Genomic DNA, 17395 nt, shown 5'->3' with positions numbered 1-17395 from the left:
CCTTAGGCTGTCAAAGCCAATGGAGAGCCCGCTCCCGGGTTCCCTTGGCGGGCCGCGTGGCGCGTGGGATAGTCTTATGGACTGAAAATTCCGCCGCCGTATGGGGGTACTGCGGAATGACCGGCCGCCGACAGTCGTCGGCGGATCCAGGAGCTGTTGGGGAGCAGCTGTGCGAAAAGGGAATTTTGGGGCTGTGAGATCTTTCTTCGGCAAGCTGGGGCTGAAAAAGCGTCGACATCAAAAGGCCGTATCGGCCGTTGCTGTGACCGTGGCCGGTGGCGTACTCGTCGCCGGTGCCATCCTGTACCCGGGATTCAAGACCACCGAAGTGGATTTGAACGACGGCGGCGTGTGGGTGGTCAGCAAGACCAAGAACGCCGTGGGCCGGTTGAATTACCCGTCGCGGGTCCTGGACGGCGCGGTGACGCCCGCCAGCACCACCTTCGATGTCCTGCAGCATGATGGCAACGTTTTCGTGGATGACGAAACGGGTTCCACCATTAACCAGGTTTCGGCCGCCAACCTGAAACTGGGCGGCGACAAACAGCTGCCGTCGTCGTCGCAAGTGAGCTATGGCACCACAGTCCTGTCCGTCACTGACCCCGCCCGTGGCAAGGTCTGGGCGCTGTCGCCGTCAACGGTCAACGGCTTTGACGAGGAAGGGACCGAACCCGTCCTGACCGGTTCGCAGGGTGTGGTGTCCGCCGTCGGGCACGACAACCGCATCTATACCGCGGACCCCGGCAAAGGTGAGATCACGGTGACGACTGTCGATGCCACGGGGGAGCGCACGGCGTCCGAAGTCACCAAGGTTGACGAACTCAAGGGAGCGGGAGACCTCCAGATCTCCGTGGTCGGGGACAAGCCGGTGGTACTCGATGCCGGTGCCGGAAACCTCTTCCTCCCCGGAGGCCGTCGGCTCCAGCTCCAGGATGCCCGTGAGGCCAAGCTCCAGCAGAGCAGCGAAGACAGCGGCTTCGTTGCCATCGCCACACGCAAGTCCCTCCTCAAACAGCCGCTGGACGGTTCCACTGCCGCTACGGTGGACGCCGATGGGGAAGGTATCCCCGCGGCTCCTGTCCAGGTCAGCAAGTGCGTGCACTCGGCGTGGGCCGGTGCGAACAAGTACGTCCGCGACTGCGACAACGACGCCGACGACAAAAAGAACGATGTCCCGAAGGCCAGTGCGTCGCCCAGCTATGTTTTCCGCGTGAACCGCGATCTCGTGGTCCTCAACGACGTCAACTCCGGCAGCGTGTGGATGGTTAACCAGAACATGCAGCTGGTCAACAACTGGGACGACGTCGTCCCGCCGAAAAACCAATCGGACGACCAGGACCAGGAATCAGCGGACAACAACACCATCAACGTCCTGCCGGACCGTACCAAGCCCAACCGGGCACCGGAAACCAAACCCGATGAATACGGCGTGAGGCCGGGCCGGACCACCATCCTGAGCGTCCTGGACAACGATTCCGACCCCGACGGCGACGTCCTCACCGCTGCGGTCGGTGCCAACGGACCCAAAGCCGGTGCCCTGGAGAACATCTACGGCGGGTCGGCCTTCCAGATCAGGGTTCCCGCTGACGCCAAGCCGGGCACAGAATCCTTCGACTACAACGCTGCCGACGGCCGTGGGCTTTCCGCGGGTGGACGGGTCACACTGAACGTGGTGGCTCCCGAGGACAACAAGCCACCGTTCTTCAAGCGGGCCGAGCCCACCACCATGCTGGTGGAACAGGGCAAGTCCGTCAGCCAGAACATCCTGACCGACTGGATGGACCCGGACGGCGACGACCTCGTCCTGCTCGATGCCAAAGCCGACAATGAGCAGGACCAGGTCAAGGTACGCCGCGACGGCCTGCTGACCTACCAGGATTCCGGTGCAGCTGCCGGCAAGAAGAACGTCACCGTCACCGTCTGGGACGGCCGGGCGACCACCACGGGACGGGTGGTGGTGAACGTGCAGCCACCGGGAGCGCTCGCTCCCGTGGTCAACGCGGACCACGTCACCGCAGTGGTGGGACAGGACCTGGTGATTTCGCCCTTGAAGAACGACGTCGACCCCAACGGCGGCGCACTTCGCGTGGCACACGTGGAGGCGGCCGGCCAAGCCGAATTGGGTCCCGTGACCGACGGCGGGACGTTCACCTTCCGCAGCAACACTCCCGGTCCGGTGTACCTCACCTATATCGCCAGCAACGGCCCACAGAGCAGCCAGGGCCTGATCCGCGTGGACGTTGAATCCGGCAAGGACGCCGGCGCCCCGGTGGCCGTCCATGACGTGGCCCTGTTGCCCGTTGGAGGAAGCGTCCTGGTGGATCCCCTGGCCAACGACTCCGACCCCTCCGGTGGGGTCCTCGTCCTCCAGAACGTGACGGTCCCGCCGGGCTCCAGCGCGTCGGTGAGCGTCATCGACCACAGTGTCCTGCGCGTCACTGATGTCCTGGGCGCCACGGAGCCGTTCACCTTCAGCTACACCATGTCCAATGGCCGCGGTTCGGCCACCGGAACGGTTGGCGTGGTCCCGGTGCCGGCGCCCGCCGTCGTGGAAGCTCCCCAGCCGAAACCGGACGAAGTCAACGTCCGCGTGAACGACGTCGTCACCATACCTGTCCTGGACAACGACACCCATCCGCAGGGCGAGGAACTGTCCGTTGACCCGGAGCTGGCCCAAACCATTGCCGACGAGGACGGCACCGCGTTCATCTCTGAGAACACGCTGCGCTTCATCGCAGGCCCGACGCCCAAGACCGTCAGGGCCATCTACAACGCCGTGGACCCGCAGGGCCAGAAGAGCGCCGCCGCGGTCACCATCCACATCCTTCCGCTGGAAGGTGCTCAGAACTCGCGTCCGCAACCGCAGAACCTGACGGCACGGGTCGTTGCAGGCGGCAGCGTCCGCATCCCGGTCCCGTTGGATGGCATCGATCCCGACGGCGACTCGGTGCAGCTCACCGGCATCGACAGCACGCCCACCATGGGAACCGCGACGGCGGGAAGCAACTTCATCGACTTCGTTGCCGCCGGTGACGGCGCCGGAACCGATACGTTCCGGTACAAGGTGATCGACCGCCAGGGCGCGGTCAACACCGGAACCGTGACGGTCGGCGTCGCGCCCCGCGGCGATGACAACCAGAAGCCGGCGCCGGTGGATGACGAAGTGAAAGTGCGCCCTGGACGCCAGATCGCCGTGGACGCCACTGCGAATGACTCCGACCCGGACGGCGACCTCATCCGGATCCTCAGCGACAGCATCGAGGCTGACGCCGGGCTGGACGCCCACGTCAGCAAGACCAGCGGCCGGATCCTGGTCACCGCACCGGCCACCGAAGGCACGGTCAACGTGCGGTATGCCGTGGCCGATGACCGGGACGCCGTGGGCCAGGCCACCATCCGGGTGATCGTGGACAACGACATCCCGCTCCAGGCCCCGATAGCCCGCGACGACCGCGTGACGTCAGCCCAGACCCTGGGCAAGACGGCAGTGGACGTACCGGTCCTCAAGAACGACGAGGACCCGGACGGTGTGGGGGAGAACCTTAGGATCAGCACCGGCCTGGAGACAGCCCGGCCCGGAACCGACGGCAACGTCGTGGTGGATTTGACGGAGCAGCCGCAACTGGTGCCGTATACCGTGGAAGACGTGGACGGCCAGAAGTCCACGGCCATCATCTGGGTGCCGGGCCTGGGACAGCAGGTTCCTACCCTGGCCAAGGACGACGTCGTGGAACTCGTGTCCGGCCAGTCCGTTACCGTGGACCTGCGTGAGTGGGTCAAGGTCCGTGATGGCCGCTCGCCCCGGCTGACGCAGGCAGACCGGATCAAGCTCATCGGCGCCGACGGCAGCGATCCAATCGCCAACGGGGGAACGGCCGTGAAGTACACAGCCGGCGCGGAATACGTCGGTCCCGGCTCGATCAGCTTCGAAGTAACAGATGGAACGGGGCCGGACGATCCCAACGGGCTGAAGTCCACTTTGAGCATCCGTACCAAGGTGCTTCCGGACCCCAACAAGAACAATCCTCCGACCCTGCTGGGCAGCGAAGTGGAAGTTCCCAAGGGGGACTCTGCCAGCCTGGATCTGGAAAAGCTCACGTCCGATCCCGACGCCGACGACGTGCGGAACATGAAGTACGAGCTCGTTGGCGCTGCCTCCGGCGGCTTCCGGGTCAGCATCGACGGCAAGACCCTCAAGGTCTCTGCCGACGACTCGGTACAGATCGGGCAGGGCAGCACCGTTCAGGTGAAGGCCAAGGATCCCCGCGGCCTGGAAGCAGTCGGCAACTACAAGCTTTCCCTGTCAGCCTCCACCCGCCCCAAGCCCGTGGCCAACGACGACGTGGAACCGGAAGCCCAATCCGGCAAGCCCGTCACGATCAACGTCCTGGCCAATGACTCCAACCCGTTCCCTGACACGCCCTTGAAGATCGTGGCTGCGCAGACCGAGACGGGAAGCGGCAACACGGAAGTGAATGGCGACTCGATCACCGTCACTCCGGCCCCTGGCTTCACCGGCACGTTGGTGACCTCCTACACCGTGGCCGACAAGACGGGGGAGAAGTCGCGGTATGCAACGGCCCGCGTCCGGCTCACTGTCAAGGACAAGCCCGTGGCGCCCACCACGCCACTGGCACAGAGTGTGGGCGACCAAACGGCGCTGCTTACCTGGACTGCTCCTGCCGACAGGGGCTCCCCGATCACCAAGTACACGGTGTACGGGGAGGGCGGTTTCAAGCAGGACTGCCCGGCCAACACGTGCACCTTGACGGGCTTGACGAACAACGTGAAGTACCACTTTGCGGTGACAGCGACCAACGCGATCGGGGAGTCTGACCGCTCGCCGGCCTCCGCCGAGGTCCGCCCCGACGTTAAGCCGGATACTCCCGTTGCGCCAACGTTGAAGTTCGGCGACAAACAGCTGTCCGTCGCGTGGGTGCCTCCGGCCAGCAAGGGCTCGCCCATCAAGTCCTACGATCTGGAAATCTCACCGGCCCCGGCCGGGCAGAACCCTCAGATCCAGAACCTCACCGGTGCCAGCTACACGTGGAGCGGCCTGACCAACGGCGTGGCCTACAAGGTGCGGGTGCTGGCACGGAACGATGCCAAGGATCCCTCCGAGTGGAGCCCGTACTCGGCCGCCGAAACGCCGGCCGGTGTTCCAGCGACGCCGGCCGCGCCCTCCGTCTCGGGGGCAGGCTCCGTGGGTACCCAAAGCCAGCTGAAGGTCAGCTGGGTGGCGCCCAACAACAACGGTGACCCCATATCCGCCTACACGCTGACCACCTACCGGGGCGGCGCCGTCGTGGGTTCCCAAACGGTGGGTGCTACCTCACAGAACGTCACCGTGGACAATGCCGAGGCCAATTACACCTTTACGGTCTCCGCGAAGAACAAGGCCGGGGTCAGCGGGGTGAGCCAGCAATCGGCACCCATCCGCGCTGCGGGCAAGCCGGGAATGGTTGACGCCCCGACCGCGTCCCTCGTGGAAACGAACGCCGACGGCGGGAAGATCCGGGTGGCGTTCAATCCGCTCACTGCTGCCGGGCGCAATGGAGCCACGGCTGCCGAGATCAGTTACAGGTACCGCCTGACCTCCGGGGCAGGAACCGGCGCCATCCCGGCCGGAGGCGGCGTTGTTCCCGCCCCGAACGGCACCGATACCGGTGTTGTCGTGTGGGCGGTCTCCTCGCAAAACGCCACTCCCGGCGATGCGAGTCCCTCATCGAACGTGGTGAACCCCTACGGGCTGGCTTTCGCTCCCACGGTCAGCGGCAGCAAGAGCAGCGGGACAGGCGACAAGACCGTGTCCTGGACCTGGAACCAGCCCAACGGCAACGGCCGTCCCGTGACGGGGTATCAGTACAGCCTGGACGGCGGCGGCTGGGTCGGCACGAACGAGCGAAGCTTCTCCAAGAGCGTTGGCTACAGCGAAACCCACACCCTGCGTGTCCGTGCGATCAGTGGGGGACAGGAAGGCCGGATCGGCAGTGACACCTCGCGCAGCGGGGCCGAACCACCGCCGCCACAGCCCACGTCCTGGACCGTCACCGCCACGCCGGTACGAAGCTGCACGGAGCCCCGCAAGGGCACTGACAGCTTCCGGGCAGGCAACCCGTCGTCCTGTGTTGGCGAAGGCAAGTGGCTCAATGCCGGGGCTTCGGGAGAATCGGACCGCTACCAGGTCTGGTACAAGACCTCCAACAACCCGTCCGGTATCTGGTACCACCTGACCAGCGGCATGGCGGCAGGTAACTGGATCCGTTGCGATACCACCAACATCGGCTGCAACCCGCCGAACGGCATGCCGAACCGCTAGCACTGCAACACTTCCCGAACGAAAAACCGGGGCCGGACCAACCGGCCCCGGGTACAGCTTGACCACAAGAAAAGGACCCTGACGCCATGACCATGACAAACGAGCAAGCCGCCTGGTTTGCAGAGACGTTCGAGAAGCTCGTTGCCAACGTCGGCCAGGCGGTCCTTGGCAAGGAACATGTCATCCGCCTGACGTTCACCGCCATGCTGGCCGAGGGCCACGTACTGTTCGAGGACGCACCCGGAACCGGCAAGACGTCATTGGCCCGGGCGCTGGCGGCCACGGTCCAGGGTTCGCACAACCGCATCCAGTTCACGCCGGACCTCCTGCCCTCGGACGTGACCGGTGTGACCATCTATGACCAGAAGACGCAGAAGTTCGAATTCCACAAGGGCCCGGTCTTCAGCAACATCGTGCTCGCGGACGAAATCAACCGTGCCTCGCCCAAGACCCAGTCCGCGCTGCTGGAAGTCATGGAAGAATCCCGGGTCACGGTGGACGGTACCACTTACGACGCCGGACGCCCCTTCATGGTCCTGGCGACCCAGAACCCGATCGAGCAGGCCGGTACCTACCGTCTTCCGGAAGCCCAGCTGGACCGCTTCCTGATCAAGACGTCCATCGGCTACCCGGACCATTCCTCCACGGTGCGCCTGCTGGGCGGCAGCAACCTGAAGGACCGGTCCCGCGAACTGTCCGCAATCATCACCACCCAGGCCGTGGCAGACATGGCGGACCTCGCAGCCACCACGCATGTGGACACCGCTGTGCTGGAATACATCTCCCGGTTGTGTGAAGAAACCCGCAACGCCCCCGAGACCCGGTTGGGCGTGTCCGTCCGTGGCGCCCTCGCCATGGTCCGGGCGGCCAAGGTATGGGCGGCGGGACAGGGCCGCAACTTCGTCCTGCCCGATGATGTGAAGGAACTGGCCCCCGTGGTGTGGACGCACCGCCTGGTGATGGATCCCGAGGCCGAGTTCTCGGGCGCGACTCCCGAGGTGGTATTGGGCCGTGTGTTGGCTGAAGTTGCCGCCCCGCAGCAACGCGCCAGCGCATAGCGCCCAGCGCAGTCATCATTCCCGCACCCGGTTCGAACAAAGGTCCCAACATGTCCTCCAGCACACCCCTGAGCAGGGCTGCTGAGTCGCTCAAGCGCACTGCGTCGGCGCTTGGCGGCAAGATCCGATCCTTGCGCGGTTCCGGCCGGGACGCCCCGGGGACTGCAGGCTCCGGCCGCCGGCGCCCCGGAACGGCGAACACGCCAGGCAAGCTGCATCCCTCCGCCGTGTGGGCCGAAGCCCTGGGCACTGCCGGCGAGTTTGCCGCACCGGCGTGGTCCAAGGTCCGTAGCCTGTGGCTCCGGTTCGTCTGGCCTGTTGTTTCCGTGGTCAGTGTGCTGGGCTGGGTGGTGCTGGCAACGGCGGTCGGATTATGGGTTGCCGGTCAGGCCTGGGGTTGGCAGGAAGCCAAATCGGCCGCCATGGTCGCTTTCCTGCTGTTCCTCCTGGCGGTCATCTTCATTGTCGGGCGCTCGGCCTACGGCGTGGTCCTGGACCTGGCCCGTACCCGCGTGGCCGTAGGGGATGACGCCGTGGGCAGCATCGCCGTGTCCAACGTCTCCACCAGGCCTCTGCTGCCGGCGTCGCTGGAGCTTCCCGTGGGTGCGGCAACGGCCGTCTTCCACCTGCCGCGCATGAAGCCTGCCCAGGTCCATGAGGACCTTTTCACCATCCCCACGGCCCGGCGTGCGGTGATCGTGGTGGGTCCTGTCCGTTCGGTCCGTGCCGATCCGCTGCACCTGCTCCGCCGCCGCGTCCTGTGGACGGAGCCGGTGGACCTGTTCGTGCACCCGCGGACCGCCGCCCTGGGTGGTTCGGCTGCGGGTTTCATCCGCGATCTTGAAGGCATGCCCACCACGGAGCTTTCCAGTGCTGACGTATCCTTCCACGCCCTCCGCGATTACGTTCCCGGGGACGACCGCCGCCACATCCACTGGAAGACAACGGCCCGCACCAACAAACTCATGGTCCGGCAGTTCGAGGAAACCCGGCGTGCCCACCTTGCCATCTCTCTTTCGATCAACACGGACGAATACGATTCCGAATCCGGGTTCGAGCTTGCCATCTCGGTGGCTGCTTCCATTGGACGGCAGGCCATCCGGGAACAACGCGAACTCGACGTCATGACGCAGAAAGGTCCGCTTCGCTGCGAAACGGGCCGCAACCTGCTGGACGATATGACCAGGATCGTCGGGGCCCCGATGCGGAAGACCGCCGTCGACCTCGCCCGGACGCTTGCCGATACCGTTCCCAACGCCTCCGTCGTGTTCTTCGTGGTCGGCAGCCTGGTGACTGCGACCCAGCTGCGCTCGGCAGCGGCGTCCGTTCCGCCGGGTGTGCGCAGCCTTGCCGTCCGTGTCCAACCCGGCGCCGCGCCGTCGAGGGCCAACATCGCGGACCTGACCGTCCTCACCGTAGGGGACCTCGACGACCTCGCCATTGTTTTGAGAAAGGCGGCCGCATGAGCACCGCGCCTTCTGTCCGCCCCCGCAGGTCAGGCGGTCATCCCGACGGCGGCAAACGCGCCGGAGGTGCCCGCGCGGCCAGGCGCACCCCGGCTGGTTCGATCTTCGCCGATGGCCGTCCGCTGTGGCATTTTGCCGCGGACTGCGGTGCCCTGGTGGTCCTGTTGTTCCTCGGAGTCCTGGGTTTCAGCCTGAGCTTCGGTGGAGACCCTTACTACCTTCTGGCCGGAGCAGGCGGCATTGTGCTGGGATTGGGGATCGCCGTCCTCAACGCACATTTGCGCCTCGGCCTGCTCATCACCGTGGCCTTGGCCTTCGGCGCCTACATGCTGTTCGGCTCTGCCCTGGCCGTGCCGGACACCGCCGTCCTGGGCTTCCTGCCCAGCCTGGACTCGCTGCGGACCTTGCTGCTGGGGATCGTGTTCGCGTGGAAGGATATGCTGACCGTAGGTGTCCCCGTGGGCACGGCGAACGGCATGCTCATTGTGCCGTTCCTGAGCTCCCTGCTGATGTCGCTGGCGGCGGGCTTGCTGACATGGCGCCTGAAGAGCCCGTACTGGCCACTCCTGCCCGTGTTGGTGATGTTCGTCACCGGAATCGCCTTCAGCACCAGCGCCGGCTTCCTCACCGTTGAGCGCGGCGTGTCCCTGGCTGTCGTGTCGATTGTGTGGGCGACTTTCCGCCGCGATGCCCTGCGCCAAACGAGCACCAGGACGGTGTCGGCCAACCGGCCGGACTCCGACGCCGGAGCGGCCCGCCGCGGGAAATTGCGGCGCCTCGGAACGGCAGCCGGCGTTATCGCGGTCGCCGTGGGCGTCACAGCGATCGCTTCGCCGTTGGTCACCGCAAGCGACGACCGGAAGGTGCTGCGCAACACGATCGTCCCGCCGTTCGATCCGCGGGACTACATCACGCCGCTGGCGAGCTTCCGGAACTTCGTCAAGGATGAAAAAGACACCACGCTTTTCACGGTCAAGGGTCTGCCCAAGGACGCCCGGGTGCGCCTGGCTGCCCTGGATGCTTTCAACGGCCTGAACTACACCATGGACCCCAACAGCTCCGGCAACTTCAGCAAAGTCGGTGATGCCCGTTCGCTGAACACATTGGCGGATGCCGGAAGTCCGGTGGCCGGCACCAACTACACCCTGCAAATCAGCGTGGAGGACTATCAGGGCTACTTTGTGCCCGGCGGCCGCCACACCACGGGCATGAGCTTCCAGCAGGGTTCGGGTGCGGCTTCGGGTCTGTACTTCAACGCCGGAACTGACACCGCGGTCACCACCCAGGGCCTGTCCAAGGGGGACACCTACACGGTCCAGGTTTCGGATCCCGGCACGCTGGAGCACGGACAGTTGACGCAGTACGACTTTGCCAAGCTCACCCTGCCTGATGCCCAGGAAGTCCCGCCGATCGTAGCTTCGCAGGCCAACGAACTCTCCGCGGATGCGCCGACGGCCATTGACCGCGTCCGGCAGATCGAAGCCCATTTCCAGAAGAGCGGTGCTTTCAGCAACGGCCTGGTGGCTGAAGGACAGTTGCCCAGCCTGCCCGGACACAGCGCCGCCCGCGTAAGGAACCTGCTCTCTGCCAAGCAGATGCTGGGCGACGACGAGCAATACGCAGTGGCCATGTCCTTGATGCTGCGGCACCTCGGCATTCCATCGAGGGTGGTGATGGGGTTCTACCCCGATCCAAAGAGCCCGGAAAACGGTGCCGGCGACATCAAGATCACGGGCAAGGACGTTCACGCCTGGGTCGAGGTGGCCTTCGACCGCGTCGGTTGGGTGGCCTTCGATCCCACCCCGCCCAAGGACAACGTTCCCATTCCTCCGGATCCTGACACCAAGTCCAAGCCCAAACCCCAGGTGCTCCAGCCGCCGCCCCCGCCGCAGGAGCCGGCGGACCTCCCGCCGGATTCCACCCCGGATGCCTTGGACGCCGACGAAAAGAAGGACAACCCCTGGCTGTTCTGGGGTCCGCTGCTGGCCGCCATCGGTGTGGCGCTGATTCCGCTGGGAATTCTCGCGTTGCCGCTGCTGCTGATCCTCCTGCTGAAAGCACGACGCCGGAAGGCGCGTTTCCGTGACGGTCACCCCGCCCAGCGGGTTGGCGGTGGTTGGAACGAGGTTGTCAGCCTGGCGACGGACATGGGAGCCTCGATCGACCCCAAGTCCACACGCCGCGAGTCGGCCACCGTCCTTGCTGACGCTTTCCCCCAGGCAGGAAACACCACCACCCTCCTGGCCCACCGGGCCGATGCCGCAGTCTTCGGTGCCGGCCAGCCCAGCGAGGAGGAGGTCAGGGAGTATTGGAAGATCGTGGATACCTCGCTGGGTGACATCACGGGAAGCGTGGGGTTCTGGAAGCGGCAGCAGGCGCGCTTCTCGCCACGGTCCCTCCTCTCCGATGGCCGGGCCGCATTGAGCCGTCGGGAATACCGCCGCCAAGCCGGCATGAACAAGAAAGACACCAAGGATGAGCAGTGAGGCCGAAGTTTGCCCGGCCTGCAGGCACCAGGTTCCGTCCGGGGCCACATTCTGCACGCATTGCGGGTCGCCGCTGACTAACCGCGGGGCCCGCAAGGAGCGGAACGTCAACCATGCCCGGAGAGCAGCCCGGCCTTTCCCTGACGGGCAGGGCATCCCCGATCCCGGTAGTATCTCGGTAGTGTCGTCGCCGCTCACGGTGATGCCGTCGGGTGCCGGCCACCCGCCGGGCACTTCGGCACGCAGTACAGCAACAGGCGCGCATCAGGGGCCAGGGGGAGGGACCATGACCACAAAGCTCGAACTGGTGCCGGCATCTGCCGGCAAACGGCTGGGCGCGGCAGTGCTGGACTGGGTGGGACCTGTTGCCGTATTGGCTGCCACCTTCGCCATCGGGATTGCGGGCATCACCCAAACCCGCAGGAACGGGTTCATCGTCTACGACACCGGACTCCTGGTGCTGCTGGGCAGCATCGGACTGGCGGTCACCCTGGTTTACATGTTCGTCCTGCTTGCCATGGAAGGACGATCCGGCAACACCATCGGCAACCAGCTGATGGGCATCCGCAGCTCCGACGCCGATGGATATGCACCCGGCGCCGGAGCCGTGTTCGTCCGGGGCCTTATCATCGGCGGCGTCCTGTTGCTGGGGGTCGTGGCCGGGAGCATTTTGTTGGCTGTCGGGCTGCTGGGCCTGGTGCTCTGGATCGCTTTGCCCCTGATGGTGCTGGGTGTGGTGTGGGCTGTCCTGGTGGTGGTTTCCAACGCGTGGGACAGTAACGGGAAGCTCCGTGGCTGGCATGACAAAGCCGCAAAGACGTTGGTTTTCGATGTCCAAGCCGGCAGGAACCCCGTAGCGACAGGCGGCATCCAGGGACCCTACAGTTTTGCTCCCGTCGACCTTCCGCCGGTCAAGCCCGTGGTGTCGCCGGTGCCTTCAGCCTCGGAGTCCCCGGCGATCCTCAATGCCCAGCCTGCCCCGGCGCAGCACCTACCTTCACCTGCGCAGCCCTCCCACGACCCCAACCAGTGGCATCCACCGGCAGCACCGCGCCACACTACGCCGGCACCTGCAACCTTCCAGCCAGCCGCACCTGCACCGGTGACGGTGCATCCGGACGACGATGTGGAGCGCACCCAGTTGCGCCCGGGAACCGCACGTGTCCAGGCTGTGCTGCGGGTCCGTATCGACGACGGGCAGGACGTCCAGCTGGCGGGGAGCGTGCTCCTCGGACGCAATCCTGCTCCGCAGCCCGGGGAGAGCGTTGAACAACTGCTGCCCGTACCGGATCCGGGCCGCTCCATCTCGAAAACGCATTTGCATCTCCGTGTCGACGGAGATGGCATCTGGGTGACGGACCGCAACTCCACCAACGGAACAGCCGTTGCCACGCCCGATGGTATCCAGACCAGGTTGACTCCGGCCGAGCCGGTATTCGTTCGCCCCGGCTCGACGGTTCACTTCGGAGACCGTTCCTTCCACCTAGGACAAGCATGAACTCACAGCCGGCAAGCCCCGCCGACGCCGATGCCGCCGCCGGCGGTACCTCTTTCAGGCTGAGTTACGGTTACGGCACAGACCGCGGCCTGCGGCGCGAGCTGAACGAGGACTCCTTCATCGCCTCGGACCCCGTGTTTGCCGTTGCCGACGGCATGGGCGGGCATGAGGCCGGGGAGATCGCCAGCGGGATCTGTGTCCGTTCGCTGGGGAGCGCGCCGGAACTGGCTGCCGGACTGCGGTCCGCTTCCGCAGCAGACCTGCAGGCGTGCTTGCTGAAGGCGGACTCCGCCATCCGCGGTGCAACCGGCGGGAGGGCGGGAACCACGCTGTCCGGCGTCGTGGTGGTGGAACAGATGGGCGTGCCGTACTGGCTGGTCATGAACATTGGCGATTCGCGGACCTACCGGCTCAGCCAAGGGGAGTTCGCGCAGGTCAGCGTCGACCATTCGGAGGTGCAGGAACTTGTGGATGCAGGCGACATCACGATCGACCAGGCCGCCATCCACCCGCGCCGCCATGTGGTTACCCGGGCTTTGGGCACGGGTGACGAAACCGAGGCCGACTTTTGGTTGCTGCCCATCCAGGAGGGCGACCGCGTGATGGTTTGCTCAGATGGCCTTAATGGGGAACTCACCGATGAGCACTTGTTCCGCATCCTGAGCACGGTCGCCCACCCACAGGACGCGGTGGATGCCCTGATCCAGGCGGCCCTCCGCAGCGGCGGGCGGGACAACGTCACGGTGATTGTGGTGGACGCGAAAAACGTGCTTAACGACGCCGGAATCGCCACCACCGCGCCGCGGCCGGAGAGCGAAACGGACGTTGAAGAGGACACGCTTCCCAGGGCATGGGTGAACGGCGCAGCTGCCGGCGGCAACCAGGAAGGCGGGGAAGAAGGCGTTGATGGCAAGCAGTAACAACGTCCCGGCCATGCGGTATGCGGCCGGTGACTGGTTCGGTGTCATCCGCCGGGGCACAGTAGTAGTGCTGGGCCCGGATACATCGCCAACGCTGCTGGACGCGGTATGGGATCTGCTGTCTTCAGCCCCCGAAGCCCATGAGGTCCTTCATGAGGTCACCAGTGCCTTCGGCGTGTCCCTCAGCAGGATTCCTCCCTTCGGCATCATCGACGCCAAGGACGGGCTCCGGGTGTTCCTCCGCGGTGACCTGGACCTGGCCGTGCAGAACCCTGCGGGGGACCAGGAACTGTCCGGCCGGGACGTCACTACGTGGACCGAACGGCGCCTGCCGGGCCCGGATTCCTACAGCCTGCGCATCGGACCAGCAGCTACGGACGATGCCCCGACAGGTGGCGGCTTGCCCTTGCACGAAGGAGTCGTGCGGCTCGCTTCCCTGGACGTTATCCTCACGCCGCAGGAGGAGGAGACCCAGACACCGGTTCCCCCCGTCGTCGCCGCTGCTCCGGCACAGCCCCATCAGCCCGCTCCGGAAACGCGGATCCATCAGCCCGCTCTGGAAACGCGGATCCATCAGCCCGCTCTGGAAACGCGGGCGGCCTCGGACGAGACGATGATCGGTTACACCGATGCCGATGGCGATGCCGATGCTGCAGTTCATGACGATGCTGCAGGGCACGCCGACGCCGACCTGGGTCTGACCATCGTTCCCGGTCCGGTGGAACCCGTTGATGCCGTGCCGGAAAGCAGCGCCGGGCAACCCGACCCCGAACCCAAGGGATCAGCCGGCGATGCTTCGGTGCAGGATGCCGAGTCAGCTGCCACCAGCACCACCGATCCGATCGTGCCGTCGCTGGAGACCACCACCAACTACGACCACTTGTGGGACAAGACGGTCATGCGGAACATCGAGGACGCGGCAGTCAGGATCGATGCCGATGCCGACGACCACGACGTCCCCGTTCCGGGGTTGCCGGAACCGTCTGCTGCCTCGCCCGCGCAAGAACCGCCCGCACAGGAGCCGCCCACACAGGGACCGGCCGGGCAGGAACCGGCAGCCCGGGAACGGGAAGCCCAGGATCCGGACGCCCAGGCAGCGGCAGCCCCGCCGTCGGGCAATGCGCACGCCGCAGCGTCAGGCCCACCGCCGGACGCAACCGCAGCGTCCAGTGTGGCCGCGCCGGCACTGATCGACTCCGTGCCGTGGCTGCGCAGCAGCAATGCCGCCAGCGTCCCTGCGCCTGAAGCGCCGGTTGTACCGCCACAAGTGCCTCCGCGGGACGCCATCCAGCCACCCGCCGTCGACGATTTCGACCACGACGGCCAAACGGTCATGAAGAGCAGCATCACGGCGGATGCCCCCGCCCCCGCAGGACAAGACCCAGCGACCGCCCTCCCGGGCAACGGGCCCAGCGTCCTGGCACGGGTGTGTTCCCAAGGGCATGCCAATCCGCCCACGTATCCGCAGTGCGCCGCGTGTGGCCTCGGGCTGTCCGGCGATGCAGTCCAGGTTCCACGGCCGCGGCTGGGACGCATGCGCTTGTCCACGGGCGAGCTGATCGACCTTGACCAGTCGCTCATCATTGGCCGCCAGCCATCGGTCTCCAGGGTCCAAGGCGGAACCATGCCCAGGCTGGTCCAGGTCGAGAGCCCGGGCGGAGACATTTCCCGCTCCCACGTCGAGGTCAGGCTGGAGGGCTGGCACGTCATGCTGTGCGACCTGAAAGCAACCAACGGGACCGTCCTGATCAGGGAAGGTCAGGCCCCGCGCCGGCTCGCCCAGAACGAGATGGCCATCCTGCTGGACGGCGACATCGCTGAACTGGGTGACGACATTTCATTGCGTTTCGAGGAGATTCTTTGAGTTCCAAGAGGCCCCCCGCGCCGCCTCCCGCCATTCCCGGATTCACCTACGTCAGCTTGCTGGGATCCGGTGGTTTTTCCGACGTCTTCCTGTACGAACAGGACAGGCCGCGCCGGAAAGTAGCCGTCAAGGTGCTGCTCTCGGACCTGAAGACCGAGGGCGCACGGCGCCGCTTCGAATCCGAAGCGAACCTCATGGCGCAGTTGTCGTCCCACCCCTACATCGTGACGATTTTCGAAGCGGAGATCACTGAAGACGGCCACTCCTACCTGGCCATGGAGTATTGCTCCCGGCCGAGCCTAGACGTCAGGTACCGGCGCCAGCGGTTCAGTGTGGATGAGGTCCTGGCCGTCGGCATCCAGGTGGCTTCCGCCGTCGAAACTGCCCACCGCGCGGGCATCGTGCACCGCGATATCAAGCCCGCCAACATCCTGGTGACGGACTACAACCGGCCTGCCCTTACGGACTTCGGCATCTCCGGCACCATCGGGGCCGACACTGAGGACGACGCCGGCATGTCCATCCCGTGGTCACCCCCGGAACAGTTCCGCGGGGGACCGGTGGACGGAGTCCCCGTGGATATCTGGGCTCTCGGCGCAACGCTGTACACACTGCTGGCCGGGCGTTCGCCCTTTGTCCTGCCGGGCCAGGACAACTCCCAGCGCGAACTCATCGCCAGGATCACCAACTCGCCCCTGCCGCGGCTGGGCCGGGCCGACGTCCCCGAATCACTGGAACTCGTCCTGGCCACGGCCATGGCCAAGTCGCCGGGGTCCCGGTACTCCTCGGCGCACGCCTTCGCACTGGCACTGCAGCGGATCCAGACGGAACTGAACCTTTCCGTCACACCGTTCGAAGTACTGCAGGAACCGGGCCACGGGGATGACCAGCATCCGGACGACAACGTCGAGGAAACGCGCGTCCGCAGCATTGCCTCAATCGACCCCGACGCCGCCGGAACGGCAACCACCGGGTCTGCGCCCACTTTCCCGGCCAGGACCTTCCCGTCCACGCTTCCGGGCCAGGCGCGGCCGGGTGCGTCGCCGCTTACCGGGCCCGCGCCCCTCACCGGGCCGGCGCCCCGCACCGGGCCGGCGCCCCAGCTTCCTCCCGCGGCCTTCCGACCGGAGACAGCCCCCTCGATGCCCCGGTTCGAGACCGGAAACTTCGGGGCAACCGGCCCGGCCGACCAGGAACCGGCGGAGTCAACAGTGCTGCGTGGCTGGCAACCCTCGGGCAAGCACCATGACGTGGACGCCACGGTTGCCCGATCGGCGGTACAGGCCCCGGCAGACGCCGGCGGTGAACCCGCCGTGGCCGACCACAGCAAACGCAACCTGTGGCTTGCCGTGACCGGTGCCGCGGTCCTGGCCGTCGCGATCGTCGTCGGGGTGGTCCTGGGCGGCAATGCCCAACCCAAGGCTGCTCCCAGCGAGACGGTCAGCAAACCGCCGGCCGACGCCATCGGTGATGGCGGGGTTCCCGACGTCGAGGCTTTGGTCGGAACACGTGACCCTGACAAGCCGGACTTCGCTGATTTCCAGTGGAAGAATCCGCAGCCCAAGGAGGGGGACACCTACAAGTGGCGCTACCGGACCGTCCTTCTCACAGAAAGTGAGTACAGCAGTTCGGAAACTGAACCCCGTGCCCGGGCCTGGTTTGGCACCGAGAAGGAGCTTTGCATCCAGGTGATCATTGTCCGGGCTGACGGTACTGCCTCGCCCGGGGGCGAGGGTTCCATCGCCTGCGTGGAGGACTGACGGCCCAATGAAACACATCTACAT

At 65.9% G+C, this 17395-nt stretch carries 8 protein-coding genes; all 8 read left to right on the top strand.

Going from position 1 to position 17395, the window contains the following annotated elements:
- Nucleotides 1-100 precede the first annotated feature (100 nt).
- The 8 genes from ACSVIE_RS07185 to ACSVIE_RS07150 all read left to right on the top strand — a co-directional run bounded on the left by ACSVIE_RS07185 (nt 101) and on the right by ACSVIE_RS07150 (nt 17371).
- Nucleotides 101-6319, top strand: a complete 6219-nt coding sequence (locus ACSVIE_RS07185) for an Ig-like domain-containing protein (protein WP_442423439.1) — start codon at nt 101-103, stop codon at nt 6317-6319.
- Between the two features lie 86 nt (nt 6320-6405).
- On the top strand, nt 6406-7377 hold the full coding sequence (locus ACSVIE_RS07180) for an AAA family ATPase (protein WP_426006652.1): 972 nt from the start codon (nt 6406-6408) through the stop codon (nt 7375-7377).
- A gap of 50 nt (nt 7378-7427) precedes the next feature.
- Nucleotides 7428-8843, top strand: a complete 1416-nt coding sequence (locus tag ACSVIE_RS07175; RefSeq protein ID WP_442423438.1) for a DUF58 domain-containing protein — start codon at nt 7428-7430, stop codon at nt 8841-8843.
- The gene (locus tag ACSVIE_RS07170; RefSeq protein ID WP_442423437.1) at nt 8840-11329 is read left to right on the top strand and encodes a transglutaminase family protein; all 2490 of its coding nucleotides are present in this window, start codon (nt 8840-8842) and stop codon (nt 11327-11329) included. The genes ACSVIE_RS07175 and ACSVIE_RS07170 overlap by 4 nt, the downstream gene beginning before the upstream one ends.
- A complete protein-coding gene (locus tag ACSVIE_RS07165; RefSeq protein WP_442423436.1) occupies nt 11319-12827 on the top strand; it encodes an RDD family protein in 1509 nt (502 codons plus the stop codon). The genes ACSVIE_RS07170 and ACSVIE_RS07165 overlap by 11 nt, the downstream gene beginning before the upstream one ends.
- Nucleotides 12824-13747 carry a PP2C family protein-serine/threonine phosphatase gene (locus ACSVIE_RS07160; RefSeq protein WP_426006657.1) on the top strand — a complete coding sequence of 308 codons (924 nt, stop codon included), beginning with the start codon at nt 12824-12826 and terminating at the stop codon, nt 13745-13747. The genes ACSVIE_RS07165 and ACSVIE_RS07160 overlap by 4 nt, the downstream gene beginning before the upstream one ends.
- Nucleotides 13734-15611, top strand: a complete 1878-nt coding sequence (locus tag ACSVIE_RS07155) for a hypothetical protein (RefSeq protein ID WP_442423435.1) — start codon at nt 13734-13736, stop codon at nt 15609-15611. Before ACSVIE_RS07160 ends, ACSVIE_RS07155 begins: the two co-directional genes overlap by 14 nt.
- Nucleotides 15608-17371 (top strand): protein kinase domain-containing protein, encoded by a 1764-nt coding sequence (locus tag ACSVIE_RS07150; RefSeq protein ID WP_442423434.1) that lies wholly within the window; start codon nt 15608-15610, stop codon nt 17369-17371. The genes ACSVIE_RS07155 and ACSVIE_RS07150 overlap by 4 nt, the downstream gene beginning before the upstream one ends.
- Nucleotides 17372-17395: the final 24 nt, after the last annotated feature.

Origin of the sequence: Paenarthrobacter sp. NCHU4564 (genome assembly GCF_052156435.1) — a bacterium.
Lineage (GTDB): Bacteria > Actinomycetota > Actinomycetes > Actinomycetales > Micrococcaceae > Arthrobacter.
This window is presented reverse-complemented; position numbering and strand designations above follow the sequence as displayed.